This is a genomic window from Pantoea sp. Fr+CA_20, from assembly GCF_024520835.1.
GTDB lineage: Bacteria > Pseudomonadota > Gammaproteobacteria > Enterobacterales > Enterobacteriaceae > Pantoea > Pantoea allii.
This window is the reverse complement of record NZ_JALNPN010000002.1, coordinates 86,508-106,817: the sequence shown is the minus strand read 5'-3', so window position 1 is coordinate 106,817 and position 20,310 is coordinate 86,508. Positions and strand designations below refer to the sequence as shown.

At 52.3% G+C, this 20,310-nt stretch carries 18 protein-coding genes; 11 read left to right on the top strand and 7 right to left on the bottom strand.

Going from position 1 to position 20,310, the window contains the following annotated elements; translation table 11 throughout:
* Positions 1–10: 10 nt before the first annotated feature.
* Both mepM and lpxM read left to right on the top strand, forming a co-directional pair.
* Positions 11–1,342 (top strand): murein DD-endopeptidase MepM, encoded by a 1,332-nt coding sequence (gene mepM / locus NR177_RS02955; RefSeq protein WP_063879893.1) that lies wholly within the window; start codon positions 11–13, stop codon positions 1,340–1,342.
* Positions 1,343–1,455: 113 nt separating this feature from the next.
* Positions 1,456–2,430, top strand: coding sequence for a lauroyl-Kdo(2)-lipid IV(A) myristoyltransferase (gene lpxM, locus NR177_RS02950; protein WP_096011155.1), 975 nt, complete (start codon positions 1,456–1,458; stop codon positions 2,428–2,430).
* 29 nt (positions 2,431–2,459) lie between these two features.
* On the opposite strand, the gene NR177_RS02945 is transcribed toward lpxM, so the two are convergent.
* From NR177_RS02945 to NR177_RS02935, 3 genes are all read right to left on the bottom strand, one after another.
* Positions 2,460–3,692: an MFS transporter gene (locus tag NR177_RS02945; RefSeq protein ID WP_063879891.1), complete on the bottom strand. Its 1,233-nt coding sequence runs from the start codon at positions 3,690–3,692 to the stop codon at positions 2,460–2,462.
* 85 nt (positions 3,693–3,777) lie between these two features.
* Positions 3,778–5,220 (bottom strand): pyruvate kinase, encoded by a 1,443-nt coding sequence (gene pyk, locus NR177_RS02940; RefSeq protein WP_063879890.1) that lies wholly within the window; start codon positions 5,218–5,220, stop codon positions 3,778–3,780.
* Positions 5,221–5,514: 294 nt separating this feature from the next.
* Complete coding sequence (locus NR177_RS02935; protein ID WP_145393900.1) at positions 5,515–6,378, bottom strand: MurR/RpiR family transcriptional regulator; 864 nt, start codon at positions 6,376–6,378, stop codon at positions 5,515–5,517.
* Positions 6,379–6,748: 370 nt separating this feature from the next.
* On the opposite strand from NR177_RS02935, the gene zwf reads away from it, so the two are divergent.
* Both zwf and NR177_RS02925 read left to right on the top strand, forming a co-directional pair.
* Positions 6,749–8,224 carry a glucose-6-phosphate dehydrogenase gene (gene zwf / locus NR177_RS02930; protein ID WP_063879888.1) on the top strand — a complete coding sequence of 492 codons (1,476 nt, stop codon included), beginning with the start codon at positions 6,749–6,751 and terminating at the stop codon, positions 8,222–8,224.
* Between the two features lie 187 nt (positions 8,225–8,411).
* Positions 8,412–9,050, top strand: a complete 639-nt coding sequence (locus NR177_RS02925; RefSeq protein WP_096011157.1) for a bifunctional 4-hydroxy-2-oxoglutarate aldolase/2-dehydro-3-deoxy-phosphogluconate aldolase — start codon at positions 8,412–8,414, stop codon at positions 9,048–9,050.
* Positions 9,051–9,097: 47 nt separating this feature from the next.
* Here NR177_RS02925 and purT read toward each other — a convergent pair whose 3' ends face one another.
* Positions 9,098–10,276 (bottom strand): formate-dependent phosphoribosylglycinamide formyltransferase, encoded by a 1,179-nt coding sequence (gene purT, locus NR177_RS02920; RefSeq protein WP_256852267.1) that lies wholly within the window; start codon positions 10,274–10,276, stop codon positions 9,098–9,100.
* 171 nt (positions 10,277–10,447) lie between these two features.
* On the opposite strand from purT, the gene NR177_RS02915 reads away from it, so the two are divergent.
* Both NR177_RS02915 and NR177_RS02910 read left to right on the top strand, forming a co-directional pair.
* Positions 10,448–11,092, top strand: a complete 645-nt coding sequence (locus tag NR177_RS02915) for a tellurite resistance TerB family protein (RefSeq protein WP_096011159.1) — start codon at positions 10,448–10,450, stop codon at positions 11,090–11,092.
* Between the two features lie 116 nt (positions 11,093–11,208).
* On the top strand, positions 11,209–13,281 hold the full coding sequence (locus tag NR177_RS02910) for a prolyl oligopeptidase family serine peptidase (protein WP_256852266.1): 2,073 nt from the start codon (positions 11,209–11,211) through the stop codon (positions 13,279–13,281).
* Here NR177_RS02910 and exoX read toward each other — a convergent pair.
* Both exoX and NR177_RS02900 read right to left on the bottom strand, forming a co-directional pair.
* Positions 13,265–13,933, bottom strand: a complete 669-nt coding sequence (gene exoX, locus NR177_RS02905; protein ID WP_063879883.1) for an exodeoxyribonuclease X — start codon at positions 13,931–13,933, stop codon at positions 13,265–13,267. The genes NR177_RS02910 and exoX overlap by 17 nt on opposite strands.
* A 2-nt stretch (positions 13,934–13,935) precedes the next feature.
* Positions 13,936–14,166: a DNA polymerase III subunit theta gene (locus tag NR177_RS02900; RefSeq protein WP_019105100.1), complete on the bottom strand. Its 231-nt coding sequence runs from the start codon at positions 14,164–14,166 to the stop codon at positions 13,936–13,938.
* Between the two features lie 150 nt (positions 14,167–14,316).
* Between NR177_RS02900 and copC the strand changes: the two genes are divergently transcribed.
* The 5 genes from copC (at position 14,317) to NR177_RS02875 (ending at position 18,177) form a co-directional block, all read left to right on the top strand.
* Positions 14,317–14,691: a copper homeostasis periplasmic binding protein CopC gene (gene copC / locus NR177_RS02895; RefSeq protein ID WP_241567532.1), complete on the top strand. Its 375-nt coding sequence runs from the start codon at positions 14,317–14,319 to the stop codon at positions 14,689–14,691.
* Between the two features lie 4 nt (positions 14,692–14,695).
* Complete coding sequence (gene copD, locus NR177_RS02890; protein WP_256852265.1) at positions 14,696–15,571, top strand: copper homeostasis membrane protein CopD; 876 nt, start codon at positions 14,696–14,698, stop codon at positions 15,569–15,571.
* 27 nt (positions 15,572–15,598) lie between these two features.
* Positions 15,599–15,946 carry a YebY family protein gene (locus tag NR177_RS02885; RefSeq protein ID WP_063879880.1) on the top strand — a complete coding sequence of 116 codons (348 nt, stop codon included), beginning with the start codon at positions 15,599–15,601 and terminating at the stop codon, positions 15,944–15,946.
* A 1,381-nt stretch (positions 15,947–17,327) separates the two neighbouring features.
* Positions 17,328–17,888, top strand: a complete 561-nt coding sequence (locus NR177_RS02880; protein ID WP_256852264.1) for a peptidoglycan-binding domain-containing protein — start codon at positions 17,328–17,330, stop codon at positions 17,886–17,888.
* Positions 17,842–18,177: a hypothetical protein gene (locus NR177_RS02875; RefSeq protein ID WP_306277974.1), complete on the top strand. Its 336-nt coding sequence runs from the start codon at positions 17,842–17,844 to the stop codon at positions 18,175–18,177. Before NR177_RS02880 ends, NR177_RS02875 begins: the two co-directional genes overlap by 47 nt.
* Before the next feature lie 556 nt (positions 18,178–18,733).
* On the opposite strand, the gene NR177_RS02870 is transcribed toward NR177_RS02875, so the two are convergent.
* Entirely contained in the window at positions 18,734–20,278 is a 1,545-nt protein-coding gene (locus NR177_RS02870; protein WP_256852262.1) for a methyl-accepting chemotaxis protein, read from the bottom strand.
* Positions 20,279–20,310: the final 32 nt, after the last annotated feature.

Here is a 20,310-nt window from a genome sequence, read left to right as displayed (position 1 = left end):
ATAGTTCAACGTGCAGCAGATAGCCCGCTCTGTCGCCCTCGCATTTAATAATTTGCCGCGCCCCCACCGCGTTATGCTGGGATCGTTAACCGTTGTCACTTTGGCCGTCGCAGTCTGGCGGCCTTACGTCTACCATCCCAGTAACGATGTGACCCCTATCGTCAAAACCATCGAACTGGACAAAAACGAATTTCGGACACTGCTTCCTGAAGCCAGTGAACCCATCGATCAAAGCACCCCTGAACCGGATGAAGAGCTTCCTGCGGATGATGTCGATCAGGATGTTGCAGACAGCGCCGGTACGCATGAATACACGGTTTCTTCTGGTGACACGCTCAGTAGTGCATTGAATCAGTACGGTATCGACATGGGCGATATTAACGCCCTGGCCTCCAGCGATCGTGATCTGCGTAATTTACAGGTCGGTCAGCAGCTTAGCTGGACGTTAAACGACGACGGCGCACTGAACACCTTTACCTGGGAAATTTCGCGTCGGGAAACCCGCACCTATGAGCGCACCGATAACGGTGGCTTTAAAATGCAGTCGCAGATGCAGCAGGGCGAGTGGCGCAATAGCGTGATGCAGGGTGAGGTACACGGCAGCTTTGCCGCCAGTGCCCGCCGTGCCGGCCTGACCAGTGGTGAAGCCAGCAGCGTCATCAAAGCGATGCAGTGGCAAATGGACTTTCGTAAGCTGCGTGCAGGCGATAAGTTTAGCGTGCTGATGTCACGTGAAATGATGGACGGCAAGAGTGCTCAAAGCCAACTGCTGGGTGTGCGTTTACGCAGTGGGGGTAAAGATTACTACGCCTTCCGTGCGGATGACGGCAAGTTCTATGACCGCAGTGGCGCAGGCCTGGCTCGTGGCTTTATGCGTTTCCCGACCGTCAAGCAGTACCGCGTGTCGTCTAATTTTAATCCCCGTCGCCTTAATCCGGTAACGGGACGCATTGCGCCTCATAAAGGCGTCGATTTCGCCTTACCGATCGGTACCCCTGTTCTGGCGGTTGGCGATGGTGAAGTCGTGGTGGCCAAAAATGGCGGCGCAGCCGGTAACTATGTTGCCATTCGGCACGGGCGTCAGTATATGACGCGCTATATGCACCTCAAAAAAGTGCTGGTGAAACCGGGGCAAAAAGTGAAGCGTGGCGATCGTATTGCGATCTCTGGCAACACCGGTCGTTCAACCGGTCCACACCTGCATTTCGAGATCTGGATTAATAACCAGGCTGTGAACCCCTTAACGGCCAAGCTGCCGCGTATGGAAGGGCTGGCGGGTAAAGAACGAACACAGTATCTTGCTCAGGTGAAAGGCTGGCTACCCCAGTTGGGACTGAAGTAAGTTTTTGATAAAGTCGACGGTATTGCCGTCGACTTTTTTTATCTCTGGCGCAGGATGATTGCAAATTTACTCGTCGCCACTATCATTAGCCCGTCATTGATTGAGGCGAGTGCATGGAAACCCGTAAAAAAAATAACAGTGAATTTATTCCCGTTTTTGAACGTTCTTTTTTAAAACCAAAATACTGGGGCAGTTGGCTGGGCATTGGTGCGCTGGCTGGCATTGCGTTAGTACCGGCAAAAATGCGCGATCCGCTTCTGGGGCGGCTGGGTAAATTTGCCGGAAAGCTGGCGAAAGGGGCGCGTCGCCGTGCGCTGATTAATCTCTACTATTGCCTGCCTGAACTCAGTGAATCTCAGCGTGAAGCGATCGTGGATCAGATGTTTGCGACTGCGCCACAGGCCATGGCAATGATGGCGGAACTGGGCATGCGCGATCCGGCTCAGGTGCGAAAGCGCGTTGAGTGGCACGGTCGTGAAATTATCGATCAGATGCTCGCCGAAAAGGAGAACGTGATTTTCCTGGTGCCGCATGGCTGGGCCATCGATATTCCCGCCATGCTGCTGGCGTCAGAAGGGCAAAGCATTGCTGCGATGTTCCATCACCAGAGCGACCCGCTGTTGGATTATGTCTGGAACCGCGCCCGACGCCGCTTTGGTGGACGTATGCATGCGCGCGAAAACGGCATTAAACCCTTTATCAGCTCGATCCGTCAGGGATACTGGGGCTATTATTTGCCTGATCAGGACCACGGCCCTGAACATAGTGAGTTTGTGGATTTCTTTGCGACCTATAAAGCCACGTTGCCTGCCGTTGGCCGGTTGATGAAAGTCTGCCGTGCGCGGGTTATACCGATGTTTCCGGTTTATAATGCCGAAAGCCACAAGCTGGACATTTATGTCCGTCCGCCGATGGACGATTTAGTTGAAGCCGATGACCGTCAGTTGGCTCGCCGGATGAATGAAGAAGTGGAAGTGTTTGTGCGCCCTCATCCGGAACAATATACCTGGATATTAAAGCTGCTTAAAACACGCAAAGCGGGAGACAAAGAACCCTATTCGCGTGACGAGCTGTATCCGCGCAAATAACATGCAGGCCGCATTGCGGCCTGCATGATTTAAAGTGGCGTCACTTTTGCGTGGCGCTTACGTTCGCGCAGAAACATCAGCACCAAACCAAACCACAGTATGCCGCTGATAAAGTTAATCAGGCTAAACCCGATCACCCCGCTGTTAAAATAAAAATGCTTAGCCAGCTCAATGCCCGTGGCCAGCGTCATAATGCTGACCATGCCCAGCATCGCCGCTACGCTGCCTTTGCCCTCATCGCTGGCATACAGCGTCAGGCGATAAAGACCGGCATTGACCATTCCGCCGCCAAACGCATACAAACTGAGTCCCGCCGTAATAAACAGGTAGCTGTGCGCGTTAAGCAGTGTGGCTAACAGGGCAAGGCTCAGGCCCAGCAGTATCGGCCATGCCGCAAACCGGACGGGTTGTTCAATCGGCATCCGGCCTACTAGCTTACTCAACGTCACGTTGCCGGCGATCATCGCCAGAAAAACCGGGAGCTGGAGCAGGGCGTACTGCATACGGGAAAGCCCTTCATCCCGCATTAAAATCACCGGGGACAGCGCAACCCAGGTCAGGATGGGGATAAACACCAGCCCAATAGCGAAAGAGCCAAACATCACCTGACGATCTTTGAGAAGACGGCCGTAGTTGCGTGCCAGCACAGGCAGCGCAACAGACTGGGTGCGATCCCCGGCGGTTTCAGGCATGACGCGCCATAAAACGATAAATGCCACAGCGCTACAGGCGGCGAACAGCCAAAACATACTGCGCCAGCTTCCCACTGTCAGCCAGGCTGCGCCCGCCAGCGGGCCGGCAAGGGGAGCCAGTAAGGCCACGTTTGCCATCAGCGCCATGATGCGCACCGCTAAGGCTTCGTCAAAAGCTTCCTGGATGGCCGCATAACCTACCGCGCCAATAAAACACAGGCTGATGCCCTGGACGAAACGCAGGCTGACAAACTCCTGAATATCACTGACCCAGGTGGTCAGAATGCAGGCGGCAGCGAAAAACAGAATCCCAAACAGCAATACTGGCCTACGGCCATATTTATCTGACAGCGGGCCAAGTAACCACTGCAGCACAACGCCGCCCAGTAAATAGGCTGTGAGAGAGGTGGATACCCATTCTGCGCCTACATCGAATTCGGCAGTCACCAGCAACATGCCGGGTTGAATCATATCGTGAGCAATATAGGTCGCAAATTCGTACAGCACCATCGCCAGCGGAAACAGCATCATGCGACCAGTGAGCTGGCTGATGGGTTGGTAACGGGCCATCCGGCCTCCTTATCAAAAAACAAAAACGCGACTGCAGGGCAGTCGCGTTTCCAATGGTAATACAGGTGAGGCTAAAAAGGCGGAATTAATCGACGCGCAGCACACGACCTGTATTGGTTGTGCCGGTGGCACCCATGACGTCACCCTGGGTTACCACAACCAGATCGCCAGACACCAGGAAGCCCTTGTCGCGCAGCAGATTTACGGCATCATGGGCGTTAGCCACACCTTCATTGTTGCTGTCAAAGAACACCGGTGTGACACCACGGAATAAGGCCGTGATGTTCAGCGTGCGCTCATGACGAGACATGGCGAAGATGGGCAAGCCAGAGGTAATGCGCGAAGTCATCAGGGGCGTACGACCGGATTCCGTCATGGTGATAATCGCGGTTACACCCTGCAGGTGGTTGGCGGTGTACATCGCCGACATAGCGATAGCTTCTTCGATATTGTCAAACTGTACGTCCAGACGGTGTTTGGAGACGTTAACGCTCGGGATTTTTTCTGCACCCAGACAGACTTTTGCCATGGCAGCCACCGTTTCAGCAGGATACTGGCCTGCGGCGGTTTCAGCTGACAGCATTACGGCATCCGTCCCATCCAGCACGGCATTGGCCACATCCATAACTTCTGCACGGGTTGGCATTGGGTTTGTGATCATCGATTCCATCATTTGGGTCGCGGTGATGATGGTACGGTTAAGCTGGCGGGCGCGGCGGATCAGCGCTTTCTGGATACCGACCAGTTCAGGATCGCCAATCTCGACGCCAAGATCACCACGGGCGACCATAACAACGTCTGAGGCCAGAATGATGTCGTCCATGGCTTCCTGAGAGGCAACCGCTTCAGCACGTTCCACCTTGGCGACCATCAGGGCATCACAGCCGGCATCACGCGCCAGACGACGTGCATAGTGCATGTCTTCGCCGCAGCGCGGGAAGGAAACGGCCAGGTAATCAACGTTAATTTTTGCCGCAGTAAGGATGTCTGCTTTGTCTTTCTCGGTCAGCGCTTCGGCCGACAGACCGCCACCCAGTTTGTTAATGCCTTTGTTGTTAGAGAGCGGGCCACCAACGGTGACTTCGGTAAAGACTTTTACGCCCTGAACTTCCAGCACCTTTAACTGTACGCGCCCATCATCCAGCAGCAGGATATCGCCAGGCACCACGTCTTCAGGCAGACCTTTATAGTCGATGCCCACGCGCTCTTTATCGCCTTCACCTTTCCCCATTGACGCATCCAGCAGGAAAGGGTCACCGACGTTCAGGAAGACTTTGCCTTCTTTAAAGGTTGAAACGCGGATTTTAGGCCCTTGCAAGTCGCCAAGAATGGCAACATGCCGCCCCAGTTTTGCCGCAATCTGGCGCACTTTGTCAGCACGCAGTTGGTGATCTTCAGCGGTGCCGTGGGAAAAGTTAAGACGCACGACGTTAGCGCCAGCAGCAATGATTTTTTCGAGGTTATTGTCGCGGTCAGTGGCTGGGCCGAGGGTGGTTACGATCTTGGTTCTTCTTAAACGTCGGGACATAGGGATTCCTTTGGAGGTTGGAACTGAGCTGAATCATTACATTTTAAGGGGTTAACCTATCAGATCATGCTTACCACACAGAGGTATTATTATACATTCGAGTGTGTCAGAACTGTGGCACCGGGCCTTTACGAAGTAAAGTAAAGGCATTTTTCTTAGATACAATACTGAGACTCACCAAGGAAGTCATCCCCCGGACGGCTTTAGCGAAAGCTTAATTGACCAGACGCAAGCCAGGTCGCTTTTTCGCACAGGCTTACGCGCCAGCCAGATGCTGCCCGACCAGCCGGTGAATCAGGAGATATCGTTATCGGCGATAGCGGTTTTGTCGTAGCGCGAGGCCTTCAGGGCTTCTTTAACCCGCTTCAGGTTCTGCCGGAAGGACGGCCCCCGTTCCAGCGTAAATCCGGTAGCCAGCAGATCGATCACGGTGAGTTGAGCCAGTCGCGAGACCATTGGCAGATAGATATCGGTGTCCTCCGGCACATCGACGAGCAGCGCCAGCGTGGCGTTAAGCGCCAGCGGCGAGCCTGCTGACGTCATGGCGATAACGGTAGAACCGTTGGCGCGCGCGAGCTGCGCCAGCTCGACCATATTGCGGGTGCGCCCGGTATGGGAGATCAAAACAAACACCTCGTTGTCGCGACTGTTGATACAGCTCATGCGTTGCATCACCACATCGTCTGACCAGATAACCGGCAGGTTAAACCGCAAAAACTTGTTGAAGGCGTCATGCGCTACCACGGCGGACGCACCTAAACCAAAGAAGGTAATTTTGTCGGTACGCGTTAAATAAACCACGGCCTGTTGCAGGGCGGCCAGATCGAGGCTGTCCCGTACCCGCTGAAGACCGGCCAGGGCGGAATCGAAGATTTTCTCGCTGTAGCGCTCAACGCTGTCATCTTCCTGCACATCCCGGCTCAGCCAGTTAGGTGACTTCACCAGGGCCTGGGCAAGCTGAAGTTTAAAGTCGGGGAAACCCGCCGTGCCCAGGTGTCGGCAAAAGCGGTTTACCGTGGGCTCACTGACCTCGGCTGCCCGAGCCAGCGTGGCAATACTGGAATGTATCGCTTGCTCAGGTGCGGCGAGAATATGGTGTGCCACTTTACGTTCTGACTTACTGAGCACAGTCATCTGCGCACGAATTTTATCCAACATAGTCCTGACCTGCTAAGCATGGCGTATCTGTTAAAATGAATAATTGCTGTTGTTACAGTTAATTAACAGAGAATATACCCTGCCTGACCGACAGGGGCGCAAGGTCTGATAAGTCTGCAGCACTTTTTTTTGCGATAATCAGGCCCACGCTGGATTTTTGCCAGACAATATTTGACACAGAAAAATAGAGGAAAGCGCACGGGTCAACCTACCTCAGATGCTAATTGGGTGCAGAGTTAGCGTGGTGACGCCGCTGGCTGGTTTACCTGGCCTGGGGAAAAAAGTACATTGTGCTGAAAGAACATGACAACGTGGACCCGGTGCTCAGGACGCAACGCCACCGGGACAATCCTGCAACGAGGAGAGGAAAATGGCGGTAACACAAATAGCCCAGGCATGCGATCTGGTAATTTTCGGCGCCAAAGGCGATCTCGCCCGTCGTAAACTATTGCCCTCGCTGTATCAGTTAGAAAAAGCGGGCCAGATTCATGAAGAAACCCGAATCATCGGTGTGGGCCGGGCTGAGTGGGATAAAGCTGAATACACCAAAGTGGTGCGTGAAGCGTTAGAAACCTTCATGAAGGAAAAGATTGATGAAGCGCTCTGGGACAAGCTCAGCAGCCGTCTCGACTTCTGTAATCTTGATGTGAATGATACCTCGCATTTCCCACGTCTGGGTAAGATGCTGGATCAGAAAAACCGTACCACCATCAACTATTTTGCCATGCCGCCAAGCACCTTTGGTGCCATTTGTCAGGGACTGGGCAAAGCGAAGCTGAATGACAAGCCGGCGCGTGTCGTGATGGAGAAGCCGCTGGGCACCTCGCTGGAAACGTCAAAAGAAATTAACGACAGCGTGGGCGAATATTTCGACGAGAGCCAGGTTTTCCGCATCGACCACTATCTGGGCAAAGAAACGGTGCTGAACCTGTTAGCCCTGCGATTTGCCAATGCCATCTTTGTGAATAACTGGGATAACCGCACGATCGATCACGTGCAAATTACCGTGGCCGAAGAAGTCGGTATCGAAGGCCGTTGGGGCTATTTTGATAAAGCCGGGCAGATGCGCGATATGATCCAGAACCATTTGTTACAGGTTCTGACGATGATCGCCATGTCTCCACCGTCCGATCTCAGCGCGGACAGTATTCGCGATGAGAAAGTGAAAGTGCTGCGCTCGTTGCGTCCAATCGATCAAACCAACGTCCGCGAAAAAACGGTGCGCGGTCAGTACACGTCTGGCTTTGTGCAGGGCAAGAAGGTACCAGGCTACCTGGAAGAAGAAGGCGCGAATAAAACCAGCGCTACTGAAACCTTTGTGGCTATCCGCGTGGATATCGATAACTGGCGTTGGGCAGGCGTACCTTTCTACCTGCGTACCGGTAAACGTCTCCCGACAAAGTGTTCAGAAGTTGTGGTGTATTTCAAAAACCCTGAGATGAACCTGTTCAAAGATTCCTACTCTCAGTTACCACAGAATAAACTCACTATTCGTCTGCAGCCTGACGAAGGTGTTGATATCGAGATCCTGAACAAAGTGCCAGGCCTGGATCACAAACATAAACTGCAAACCACCAAGCTGGATCTGAGCTACTCAGAAACCTTCAACCAGTCTCATCTGGCGGATGCCTACGAGCGCCTGTTACTGGAATCCATGCGCGGTATTCAGGCGCTGTTTGTGCGTCGCGATGAAGTGGAAGCTGCCTGGACGTATGTGGATTCGATTATCGATGCATGGGCCGCAGATGGCGATTCATCCAAGCCTTATCAGGCAGGGACGTGGGGGCCGGTTGCTTCCGTCGCCATGATTACCCGTGATGGTCGTTCCTGGAACGAATTTGAATAAATGTCTCAGCCCGCCGCGTGCGGGCTTTTTTTTGCACTCACTCTCAAAAATGAACTGCTGTTTTAAAAATCTCAACCGGCAATAGACGGATAAACCGCGAATCCTGTATGGTAGTAGCGCTGTTAACAGGGCTGACGCTGTGTTTTCTCCGGCGTGCCGCTCCCAATGTTATGCATCAGGGGATGTGATGAAAAACTGGAAAACGAGTGCCGAACAGATTCTGAAAACCGGACCGGTCGTGCCGGTAATTGTGGTTAATAAACTGGAACATGCGGTTCCTATGGCGCAGGCGCTGGTCGCAGGCGGCGTCAAGGTGCTTGAGGTGACGTTACGCACCCCCGTGGCGATGGAGGCACTGCGTGCCATTATCAAACATGTGCCTGACGCCATTGTAGGGGCCGGCACCGTGCTTAACCCTCAACAGCTGCAGGAAGTCACAGACGCGGGTGCTCAGTTTGTGATCAGTCCGGGTATTACTGAGCCGTTGCTCAAGGCTGCGGTGGAAGGCCCGATCCCGCTGATTCCTGGTATTAGCACGGTATCAGAATTAATGACGGGTATGGATTATGGTTTGCGGGAATTCAAATTTTTCCCGGCGGAGGCTAACGGCGGGGTAAAAGCGCTGCAGGCTATCGGCGGGCCTTTCCCTCAGGTCCGTTTCTGTCCGACGGGCGGTATCTCACCAGCGAATTACCGTGACTATCTGGCGCTGAAAAGCGTGCTTTGCATCGGCGGCTCCTGGCTGGTGCCCAACGATGCACTGGAAGCGGGTGACTGGCAACGCATTACCCAACTGGCGCGTGACGCCGTCGCTGGCGCGAAGTAAAGCAAGTCAAAAGTGTGCGGTGAGTCCTGGACTCACCGCAAACGGCATTAACCCTGAACGCTGACTGCTGCCGCGCTGGCGACCGCGCGCGCAACGGCTTCTTCGGTTGTATCAGCACAGGCCAGGGCGACGCCCAAACGGCGCTGGCCCTCGATGTCCGGTTTGCCAAACAGGCGCAACTGTAAACCTGCACCCAGCGCGGCTTCCACATTCACGAACTGCACATTCTGGCTGGTTAACTGCGGCAGGATCACGGCTGACGCAGAAGGGCCGTACTGACGAATGGCACCAATGGGCAGACCAAGAAAAGCACGAACGTGAAGGGCGAACTCAGACAGGTCCTGTGATATCAGCGTCACCATACCGGTATCGTGTGGCCGGGGTGAGACTTCACTGAATACCACGTCATCGCCACAGACAAACAGCTCCACGCCGAACAGTCCATAGCCACCTAAGGCTTTTACCACGGTTTCAGCGATATGCTGAGCACGTTGCAGTGCCAGTTCGCTCATCTGCTGAGGCTGCCAGGATTCGCGGTAATCGCCGTCTTCCTGACGATGACCAATGGGTGCACAAAAATGAATGCCGTCAACGGCACTGATGGTCAGCAACGTGATCTCAAAATCAAACTTCACCACGCCTTCGACGATAACGCGTCCTGCGCCCGCACGGCCACCTTGTTGGGCATAGTCCCAGGCTTTTTCCAGCTGGCTGGCATCCCGGATAAAGCTCTGACCTTTACCTGAAGAGCTCATCACCGGTTTAACGATGCATGGAAACCCTATCTCGGCGGCGGCAGACACAAAATTATCTTTACTGTCGGCAAAACGGTAGCTGGAAGTAGGAAGCGCCAGCTCCTCTGCCGCCAGACGACGAATGCCCTCGCGGTTCATGGTCAGGCGCGCGGCGCGTGCGGTGGGCACCACGTGCTGGCCTTGCTGCTCCAGCTCCAGAAGCTTTTCGGTCGCGATAGCTTCAATTTCGGGCACGACAAAGTGAGGCTTTTCCTGCGCGATAACGGCGGCCAGTGCATCGCCATCCAGCATGTTAATCACATGGCTGCGATGGGCAACATGCATAGCAGGCGCATCGGCATAGCGGTCAACCGCGATCACTTCCACACCCAGACGCTGACATTCCAGCGCAACTTCTTTGCCCAGTTCACCTGAGCCCAACAGCATAACGCGCGTTGCGGCAGGGCGCAGCGCAGTTCCGAGAGTCGTCATAAATCCACCTAAAATCAAAGCAGTCAAAATGCGCGCGCAGTATATACGAAAACGTTTGCGTTCTCACCCCTTCTGCTTTTGAGGCAGGGTTTGCGCTACTTTTCCTGCTCTGACGTTTCCTGACATCTTTTTGGTAATGATGATGTTTCCGAATGGTAAAGGGAGTGAACGATGAATAACTGGCTGCAACAGATTCAATCGCTGCTGGCTAAAAAAAGCAGCGATGGCAAATCCAGCGGTGGATTGAGCGATATGTTGGCTCCGGGGGCACTGGGTGGGCTGGCGGGCATGCTGGTGGCCAGTAAATCATCCCGGAAGTTGTTAACCCGCTATGGCGGCAAAGCATTGATTATCGGCGGCGGTGCAGCAGCAGGGGCTGTACTGTGGAACAAATACAAACAACGGGTGCGGGAAACCCATCAGAATGACCCCGGCTTTGGCGAATGGCAAACGCCTGTGGATCAGCGGGCAGAACGTCTGGTAACCGCTCTGGTCTTTGCCGCCAAAAGTGATGGTCATATCGACGATCGGGAACGCGCAGCGATTGAGCAAAATATCCATCAGGCAGGCTACGGTCAGGATGCCGAAACGCTCATCCAGCAGGCTATGCAGCGACCGCTGGACCCTGAGTGGCTCGCCGCTGATGTCAAAAATGAAGAAGAGGCGCTTGAACTCTATTTTCTGAGCTGTGCCGCCATTGATGTAGACCATTTTATGGAGCGCAGCTATCTATCGGCACTGGGCGATGCGTTAAAAATCCCACAGGATGTCCGTGATGGCATTCAGCAAGATATCCTCCAGCAGAAAGCCAGCTAATCCCGAACAGGGCCGCCACATGGCCCTGAATTAATTAACAATGTTCGTACTTAACTTGGCATCTGATTACATTAGTGCCACGCTTAGTGTTCATTACATTCAGCGGGACGGATGACATGAAAGCACCGAGCGCAAAAAAAATACCTTATGAACTCTCGTTGCATGGCGAGACGCGCGTTGATAATTATTACTGGTTGCGTGATGACAGACGTGAAGACAGCGACGTACTGGACTATTTGCGCGCTGAGAACAATTACGGCCAAAAAATCATGGGCTCACAGCAGCCCTTACAGCATCGTATTCTGCATGAAATTATCGACCGCCTGCCACCGCAGGATCACTCCGTACCTTACGTGAAAAATGGCTATCGCTATCAAAGCCGGTATGAAAGCGGCAATGAATACGCTGCCTATTACCGACAGCCAGCCGCCAGCGAGGAGAGCGAGGCGTGGACGTTGCTGCTGGATGCGAATCAGCGTGCGTCGCACAGTGATTTTTACACCATGGGCGCGCTGCACATCAGCCCGGATAACCGGGTAATGGCGCTGGCAGAAGACTTCCTTTCCCGGCGTCAGTACGGTATCCGCTTTCGCAATCTGGATAACGGCAGTTGGTATCCAGAGGTGCTCAACGATGCGTCCTCCAGCTTCGCGTGGGCCAGCGATTCGCGCACGCTCTATTACGTACGTAAACATCCGCAAACCCTGTTGCCTTACCAGCTCTGGCAACATGAGTTGGGCACGCCGCAGAGCGACGATCGGTTAGTTTACGAAGAAAAAGACGATACCTATCACCTCAGCATCCATAAAACCACATCGAAACAATTCATCCTGGTCGTGCTGTACAGCACCAGCAGCAGTGAAATTCAGCTGATTGATGCCAGTTTCCCGGACGCTATTCCTCAGGTTTTTTTGCCCAGACGGCGCGATCACGAATACAGTCTCGATCATTATGACCATACGTTTTTTATACGCTCGAACCGCGATGGGAAAAACTTCGGCCTGTATCGCAGCCGCTATCTGGAGGAGTCACGTTGGGAAACCGTGATCCCGGCGCGCGACCATATTGTGATGGAAGACTTTCAGCTCTTCCGTGACTGGCTGGTGGTGGAAGAGCGCCAGCGTGGGCTGACCAGCCTGCGGCAAATCAACTGGCAAACGGGAGAAACCAGCGGCATTGCGTTTGACGATCCCACCTATGTCACCTGGCTGGCATACAACCCCACGACCCGCACCAGCAAGCTGCGCTATGGTTATTCGTCAATGACCACGCCCGCCACGTTGTTTGAACTGGATATGGACACGGGTGAACGCCGCATTTTGAAACAGAGTGCGGTAAAAGACTTTAATCCGGATGATTACAAAAGCGAGCACCATTGGATCACCGTCTCTGACGGGACAGAAGTACCGGTCTCGCTGGTGTACAACCGCAAGTATTTCCAGAAGGGGCAAAACCCGATGCTGGTTTACGGTTACGGCGCCTATGGCAGTAGCATGGATGCAGATTTTAGCGTCAGTCGCCTCAGTCTGCTGGATCGCGGTTTTGTCTATGCACTGGTGCATGTGCGAGGCGGCGGGGAGATGGGACAGCAGTGGTATGACGGTGGTCGACTGCTGAATAAAATGAACAGCTTCACCGATTTTATCGATGTGACGAATGCGCTCGTGGCTCGCGGATTCGGTCATTCAGACCGGCTTTACGCGATGGGCGGAAGTGCGGGGGGATTACTGATGGGCGCGATCATTAATCTGGCCCCAACGCTTTATCATGGCGTGGTCGCACAGGTGCCTTTTGTCGATGTGTTAACCACCATGCTGGACGAGTCTATTCCTCTGACGACCGGAGAATATGAGGAGTGGGGGAATCCCAATGAGGCGGAGTACTACCGCTATATCCGGCAATACAGTCCTTATGACAATGTTGAAGCAAAAACCTGTCCCCACCTGCTGGTGACAACCGGATTGCATGATTCACAGGTGCAATACTGGGAACCGGCTAAGTGGGTGGCAAAACTGCGGGAGCATAAAACGGATGACAATCTGCTGCTGCTCTGTACCGACATGGACTCGGGGCACGGCGGCAAGTCCGGTCGATATAAGGCTTATGAAGGCGTAGCCCTTGAGCTCACCTTCATTGTCGCCCTTGCGCAGGGCAGCCTGCCACCGGCAGATCTTACGGAAGCTGACTAAGACACTTCCGCAGCGCCTGCCGCAACGGTGGGCGCAAATCTTTTACGTTATCCAGCATCCATTTCAAATAACCCGGATCTTTACGGGCAATCACGGCCAACGCCTGACCACGATACTTGCCAAATGGCAGCACATCATCACGTTGAGCGGCAGGCTGCGAGCGTTGACACATTTCTTCCGCATTCCAGCCGGAGATCGCCATAATCCTGATGAGCAGGGCGGCCGTCACATAGCAGTCGTAAAGTGCCCGGTGGGCATGTAACTCCGCAGGCGGGGTAACTTCCAGCTTAAGGCTATGGCGCAGCGCCTGATTGCCATATTTGATGCCCGGCCACAGCTGACGTGCCAGCGTCATCGTGCAGATCCACTCGCCGTGCATTTCCGGCAACATCCGGCGATCGAAACTGGCGTTATGTGCCACATAAAAGGCACTGCCGTGATAGCGGGCGACGGCCTCTTCAATCGGCGGTTTGCCGATGACCATGGCTTCCGTAATGCGGTGCACGGCCATGGCCTGGCGACTGATTGGCCGGTCAGGTGACACAAGATCGCTCATTGGATTGACGATCTGGCCGTCAACCACATCGACCGAGGCAACCTCCACCACGCCGCCTTGCAGCCCGCAGGTTTCTGTATCAATTACGCGTAGCATCATTATTTCTGTTTAGGCTCGTAGGGCAGGCGTGACAAGTTGAGAGAGGCCTGACGGTAATGCATTAAACGCTGACGAAACCAGTCGCGCAGGGCTTCTGGTTGTTCATTCGCGACCATTTCAGCCACGACAGGCATGTTATAGCGCTCTTTAAACGCAACGCCTGCCGCCGCCAGATCGACATTAACTTTGTCTTTCTCTTCCTGCGACAGCAAGGCAAGGTTATGACTCATGATGTTCTCCCGATAAACGTGGCCAAACGGAATGTTTTCCTCCGCATAGCGCAAGGTACAGGATAGCATTGCTGGCCTCGACAGTTAAATCGCTGCGGCGTATTCTTGCGCCACGCTCGTGGCCTTAACGACAGCTAACAGGATGATGTGATGAACAAAACAGCGATTTCTCGTGTGGTAATCGGCCTGGTTGCCACTGGTGCCCTGGCTTTTAGCCAGTTCGCGCTAGCCCATGCGCATCTGCAGTCTTCGACGCCTGCAGCCAACGCGGCGGTTTCACCCGCCCCACAGAACATTACGCTGACGTTCACAGAAGATGTGGAAGCCGCATTCAGTGGCGTTGAGGTAACCAATGCACAGCATAAAGCCGTAGGCGAAAAGGCCCGGCTGGATGGCAAGCAGCACAACCGCCTGCTGGTGGATTTTGTCCAACCGCTGGCGCAGGGCAGCTATCAGGTCAACTGGCACGTGCTGTCCGTGGATGGGCACAAGACGCACGGACGTTACGCTTTTACCGTGAAATAAATCTGTGACCCTGTTGTGGCTGGTGCTGCGCGCGCTGCATTTCACGGCGTTGATATTGCTGGTGGGAAGCACCTTTTATACCACGCTGCTGGCGCCTGCTGCGTTTCGGCCATCACTGGCAACCCGTCTGTTTCCCTTGCTGAAGGCAAGCGCCTGGCTGGCGCTGTTAACGGCGCTAGGGATGCTGGCCACGCAAAATGTGCTGATGAGCGGCGACTGGCACAATCTGTCAGACATGTCTGTCTGGTTGGCGGTGTTCTCAACCCGCTGGGGATCGGTATGGCAATGGCAGCTACTGTTTGCGCTGTGCGGCCTGGCCGCGATAATCCTGCGCGGGCGGCTACGTCAGCAGGTCTGGTTGTTGTCTGGCCTGCTGCAGACCGGCTCCCTGGCGCTCACCGGCCATGCCGCAATGCGCGAAGGTATAACCGGACTGCTGCAACAAGGTAACCACGCAGTACATTTAGTCGCCGCCGCCTTCTGGGCGGGCGGGTTAGTGCCGATACTGGTGCTGATGCGAGTGGCACGTAATATTGAATTCCGGACTGATGCCATCCGAACCATGATGCGTTTTTCCCGTTATGGTCACATTGCTGTAGCCTTAACGATCGTCACCGGTGTGATTAACAGCCTGCTGATTGCCGGGTCGCCAGTAGACTGGCATCTCAATGATTATGTTGTACTGTTGTTGTGCAAGGCAGGGCTGGTGTCACTTATGGTGCTGATTGCGCTCTGGAACCGCTACTGGCTGGTCCCGCGCTTTCATGTTGCGGGCCTTGCTGCGCAACGTCTGTTTATTCGTATGACTCAGCTGGAAATTGTGCTGGCATGCGGCGTAGTGGGGTTGGTCAGCGTGTTCGCCACGTTGTCGCCAACCTGATTGATAAGAACCCGATAAAGGTAAGTTATGTTGCTGAAGAGAGCGATCCCCACACTGCTGTTATTAACGCTGGCTGGTCAGGCGCTGGCGGCGCAAATCATCACCGTCAGCCGTTTTGAAATTGGCAAAGACAAATGGCCATTTAATCGTGAAGAGGTGATGTTAACCTGCGAGAAAGACGGATCGCTGTTTGCCATCAATCCCAGTACTCTGATGCAGTATCCGCTCAATGATAAAGCGGATGCCCAGCTCAATGCTAAGCGGGTGACAGCGCAGCCCATCAGTGTGATTCAGGCACCCGATAAAGCACATCCGGGTCAGATGATGAGTCTGCAACCGATTGTTGAACGCGCCCAGGCGCTCTGCACCCAATAAGACTCAGGGCACGGTGACGTGCCCGAATCACCGCAAATTTGTCTTACCGGTCACAAACCTGTCGGGTTTATGGACTGAGCCGCTGCGCTGGCTGGAAAATCTACAGGGTTGTCCTACGCTTTATTAGCAAGGCGAGAGCCTCTATCAATGCCAACTTTTAGCGCACGGCTCCTTGAGAGCCATTTCCCTGGACCGAATACAGGAATCGTGTTCGGTCTTTTTTTATACCATTAATTTTAATTTTCATTAAAATCAATACGTTAATTCTTGTGCTTTCGCTGATTTTTGGTTTTCCTGTTTTAGATAAACAGGTGGGGATTTGGCATAACCTGGCCCTTTAGTCGAACCAATATCGGAGTGCTTTGGGATAAACTTTTAGAACCCGTCGTTCAGTTCTTTGAGCGGCGTCAGGTAACCACCGGTCAAAGAACTGAACGACGGACATAGGCCAAATACTATGCGGAAGCATGATTCATGGCCCGAGGATCATTCAACCTATGATGCCAGATTTGGCAGGAAGGAAATTAAATATAAAAATACATTTGTCGATTAAGAACGAGCTACAAATTTAATAAATCAATAAAAATATACAAAATCAGAGTCTGACTAATACACGTCAATTTATCATGGCTCGTACTCATTCTCGCAACCCTCATGTGAAGCGTATTTTGAGTTAAGCTGATTACCGTTTATTTTAAAGTTATTAGCACTTCAATATGCTTTGTTGCAGCATTATTATGAGCGACTTACGCTTAACTCGCCTCCGGTTACTGAATAGGGCGTTATAAAAATTTAACCGTCTCATCGTTTTTTCTGTCTGCTTTTTATATTTTTCTCAACTGGCTCACTGATTCTTTTCGAAAACTCGCACTCTTTTCCTGACGTACAGTCGCGGATGAATTTCTAAATAATGCTTTATTAATACAATAGTTTATATTTATAAGGGGTGTTTTTGGATAAAGGGTTCTGATGACTCTGATTTATCCAGTCGATGGATGGTTTTTCAGGGATGATTTGATGTTTATTGGCCAATTCTTTGCGCTTTTATAGGGCGTGCTCTGTGAAGACAGCACTGATCGTTCAACTCCAGATTATTTCAATACTGAGTTTAGGTTCACAAGCCATAGTCAAGCACAGGAATTCATCTTTGGAAGGCGTAGATTTAGATACCGTGTAAACACGCTTCAAATTAATTGCACTACCAATAAAAATTGGTAGTGTTCGTCTTTGTCGCCTAAAAATGTGCTTTCGATGATGGGGGTAATTTAAGAAAAAAATAAAAAGCTATTTTTAACAGGTGAATTTTAATGAAATTTTAATTATGACTTTTCAATCCATTCAAATTCAATTATTATTAAGTGTGCTAAAAAAGGAGAGTATTATGAAGGAGTTAAGTGGCGCACGTTGGGTCAATAAATTTCAGGGCAGTGCATCGACTCAAACATTAAGTTACCCATTTAGAACAAATGTTGAGCAATTTTTGTCTGCATTGAAGCTGGCCGGAGCCAGCGTTACCATTGCAGCTACGCTTCGCCCACCAGAAAGAGCTTACCTCATGCATTGGTGTTGGAAAATAAGCCGGAGGATCGTCCACGTTTCCGATGTACCTCCGATGGCTGGTGTAAACATCGAATGGGACCATAAAAACGATGCTAAAAGTTTGCATGAAGCTAACGCTATGGTAGCCGCCTACGGCATGACTGGATTGCATGTAGCTCCAGCATTACGGAGTCGGCATACCGAGGGTAATGCTATTGATATGAACATTTCATGGTCAGGTGATCTAAACATCGTCGACAAAAATAACAGAACTGTCATTATAAAAGCCCCCCCGAGGGATGGAATGAATACAGCGCTTCATCTGGTAGGCAGAAGTTATGGCGTAATTAAATATCATGGTGGTGCCAGAGATAAGCCCCACTGGTCATCGGATGGGAGATAATATGAAAAAAATAATAATGGTGCTAACAACCTTATTAGTCACAGTCAGTTGTTCCTCCGTGCAAGCTGAGCCATTACAAGCTGATGTAAAGGCTTTTCAGGACAACGCTGAGGACTGTCAGCATTTCGCGGGTGAGTGGGACAGCTCTTTATCTAAAAGCCGGAAAAAGGAAATTGAAGCTGGTGTGGACAAATATTGTACACAGGCCCGTGAGCAACAAAAACAGTTAAAGAAGAAATACAGAGGTAACAAGCAGGTGGAAGATATAATTGCTGATTATGATCTCTGATTGAAGCTGGTTTGCAGAATGAAAAGGTCTTACGTAATCATGGCGACATTAAATAAATTTGATGTCGTCTTTTTCTCTTTATGTGCACCCTGACATGCTGATATCAGTATCTAACTTTTACATGCATGTGCATATAACACCTAATATCGAGTTTTTGATGTTCAATAAGAGCCCACTACCTTTCTCCCTCGCATCAGGCTTCTTGCTGCACAGAGAGTAATGTTATCTAAAAAATGCTGGCCTTAAGCAGCGTATCGATCAATTTTCCAGTTAACTCAGCCGATGTGGGCTTCACCGCCTTTATGATGTCGATGACGGCTATTCATGACTGTGTTAATAAGCGCGTTACAGCTCTGGCTAAAGCGGTGTAGCAGACAGGGTGTCATCATTGTGCACTAAAGTACTTTAACCCCAGCCCTGAAGATATAGGGGAACTGCGTTTGCGACAATCTAGCCCTGTTTTCACAGGGTTGGTCAGACAGCACCCGGCCCCCGCAACCGGAGGGCCGAAACGTAACCGGCGCGGTCACGTTTCATTGCCTTGTGCTAAAGGGCGTTACACCTGGAACGCTGCAACCATGCCGCGCAGGGCGTGTGCCTGTTCAGAAAGTGACTGTGATGCCGAGGAGGACTCCTCAACCAGTGCGGCGTTGTTTTGGGTAACGCTGTCCATCTGACTCACGGCGATGCTGACCTGCGAAATCCCCTGCATCTGTTCGGACGAGGCCAGAGAGATCTCATCCATTGCCGTTGCCAGTTCACCCACCATGTTAACAATCTTCAGAATACTTTGACCGGTTCCACTCGCGACTGTCACACCGTCTGCAACCTGTTGAACGGCCTGTTCAATCAGCGTTTTTATTTCCTTGGCGGCGATAGCACTACGCTGGGCCAGATTTCGGACTTCCCCTGCCACTACGGCAAAACCGCGACCCTGCTCTCCGGCCCGCGCGGCTTCAACGGCGGCATTAAGCGCCAGAATATTGGTCTGAAAAGCAATGCCTTCAATGACGCCGGTGATATCACGGATCTTTGTCGCACTGTCTGAAATCTCTTTCATGGTTTCCGACATCCGTTGCATATCTGCCTCACCACGTTGAGCCAGATTGGCTGTCTCGCGCGCTGATGTCGCTGTGTGCTGTGCCCCAGAGGTATTGCTCTTCACTGTCGCGGTTAACTGCTCCATGCTGGCAGCGGTTTCCTGTAAGGCGGCAGCCTGCTCTTCAGTACGGGAAGAGAGTTCGGTATTGCCTTGTGCGATTTCATCGGCGGCCAGCGCGACGTTAGCGGAAGAGCTTTTGATCTCTGAAACCAGGCTGCGGAGCCTGGCCTGCATACCGTCAAGGGAGGCCAACAGGCTTGAAGTATCGTTACGACGCAGTAGCACTGCGGAGGTCAAATCACCGTTGGCAATCGCAGCCGCAATAGACTGGGCCTGAGCAGGCTCGCCCCCTAACTGACGCATCAGCACACGGGTGATAATAAATCCGGTGACGACTGAAAACACGATGGAAAGCAGGCCCAGGATAACCAAAATGAGCGTTGAGGTTCGGGTTGAACGACTGTTATCTTCGACTGATTTACGGCTGTTATTCAACTGAACGGTAGTCATTTCGCTAAGAGAACTGAGAAGTGCACGTTGAGCAGGACGCACCGTTACCATCAGGTAATTTATGGCTTCTTGTGAACGGTTATCCAGACCAAACTGACCGGCCTTTTCCAGACCGGAGAGCACCTGATCTTCATTGACCTGAAGTTTTTCCAGCGCGGCACGCCCGGCGGCCGTGGAGTCCGTACGCATGATGGTTTCAAGGGCTTCACGATTTTTTAAATAAGCCGCTTTTTGCAGTTTCAGCCGCTCCCACTCAGGCTGCATTGATTTGATATCGGTAAGAAGCGCGAGGTTTCTCGCTGCAATAGCCATATCTCTCAGTTCATCTCGCATATCAACGGCGAGTTGATATTTGCGCATCTTAACATTGACCGCATCATCCATACCGGCACTGGCGGAATTAAGGGCTTTGAAAGAAATAACAATACAAATAATAAAAAGCAGAATTAACAGGCCAAAACCTATTGCCAGACGCGTTGAGATTTTCATCTTAGAATTCCTGAAAGTTAAGTTCAGGGTTC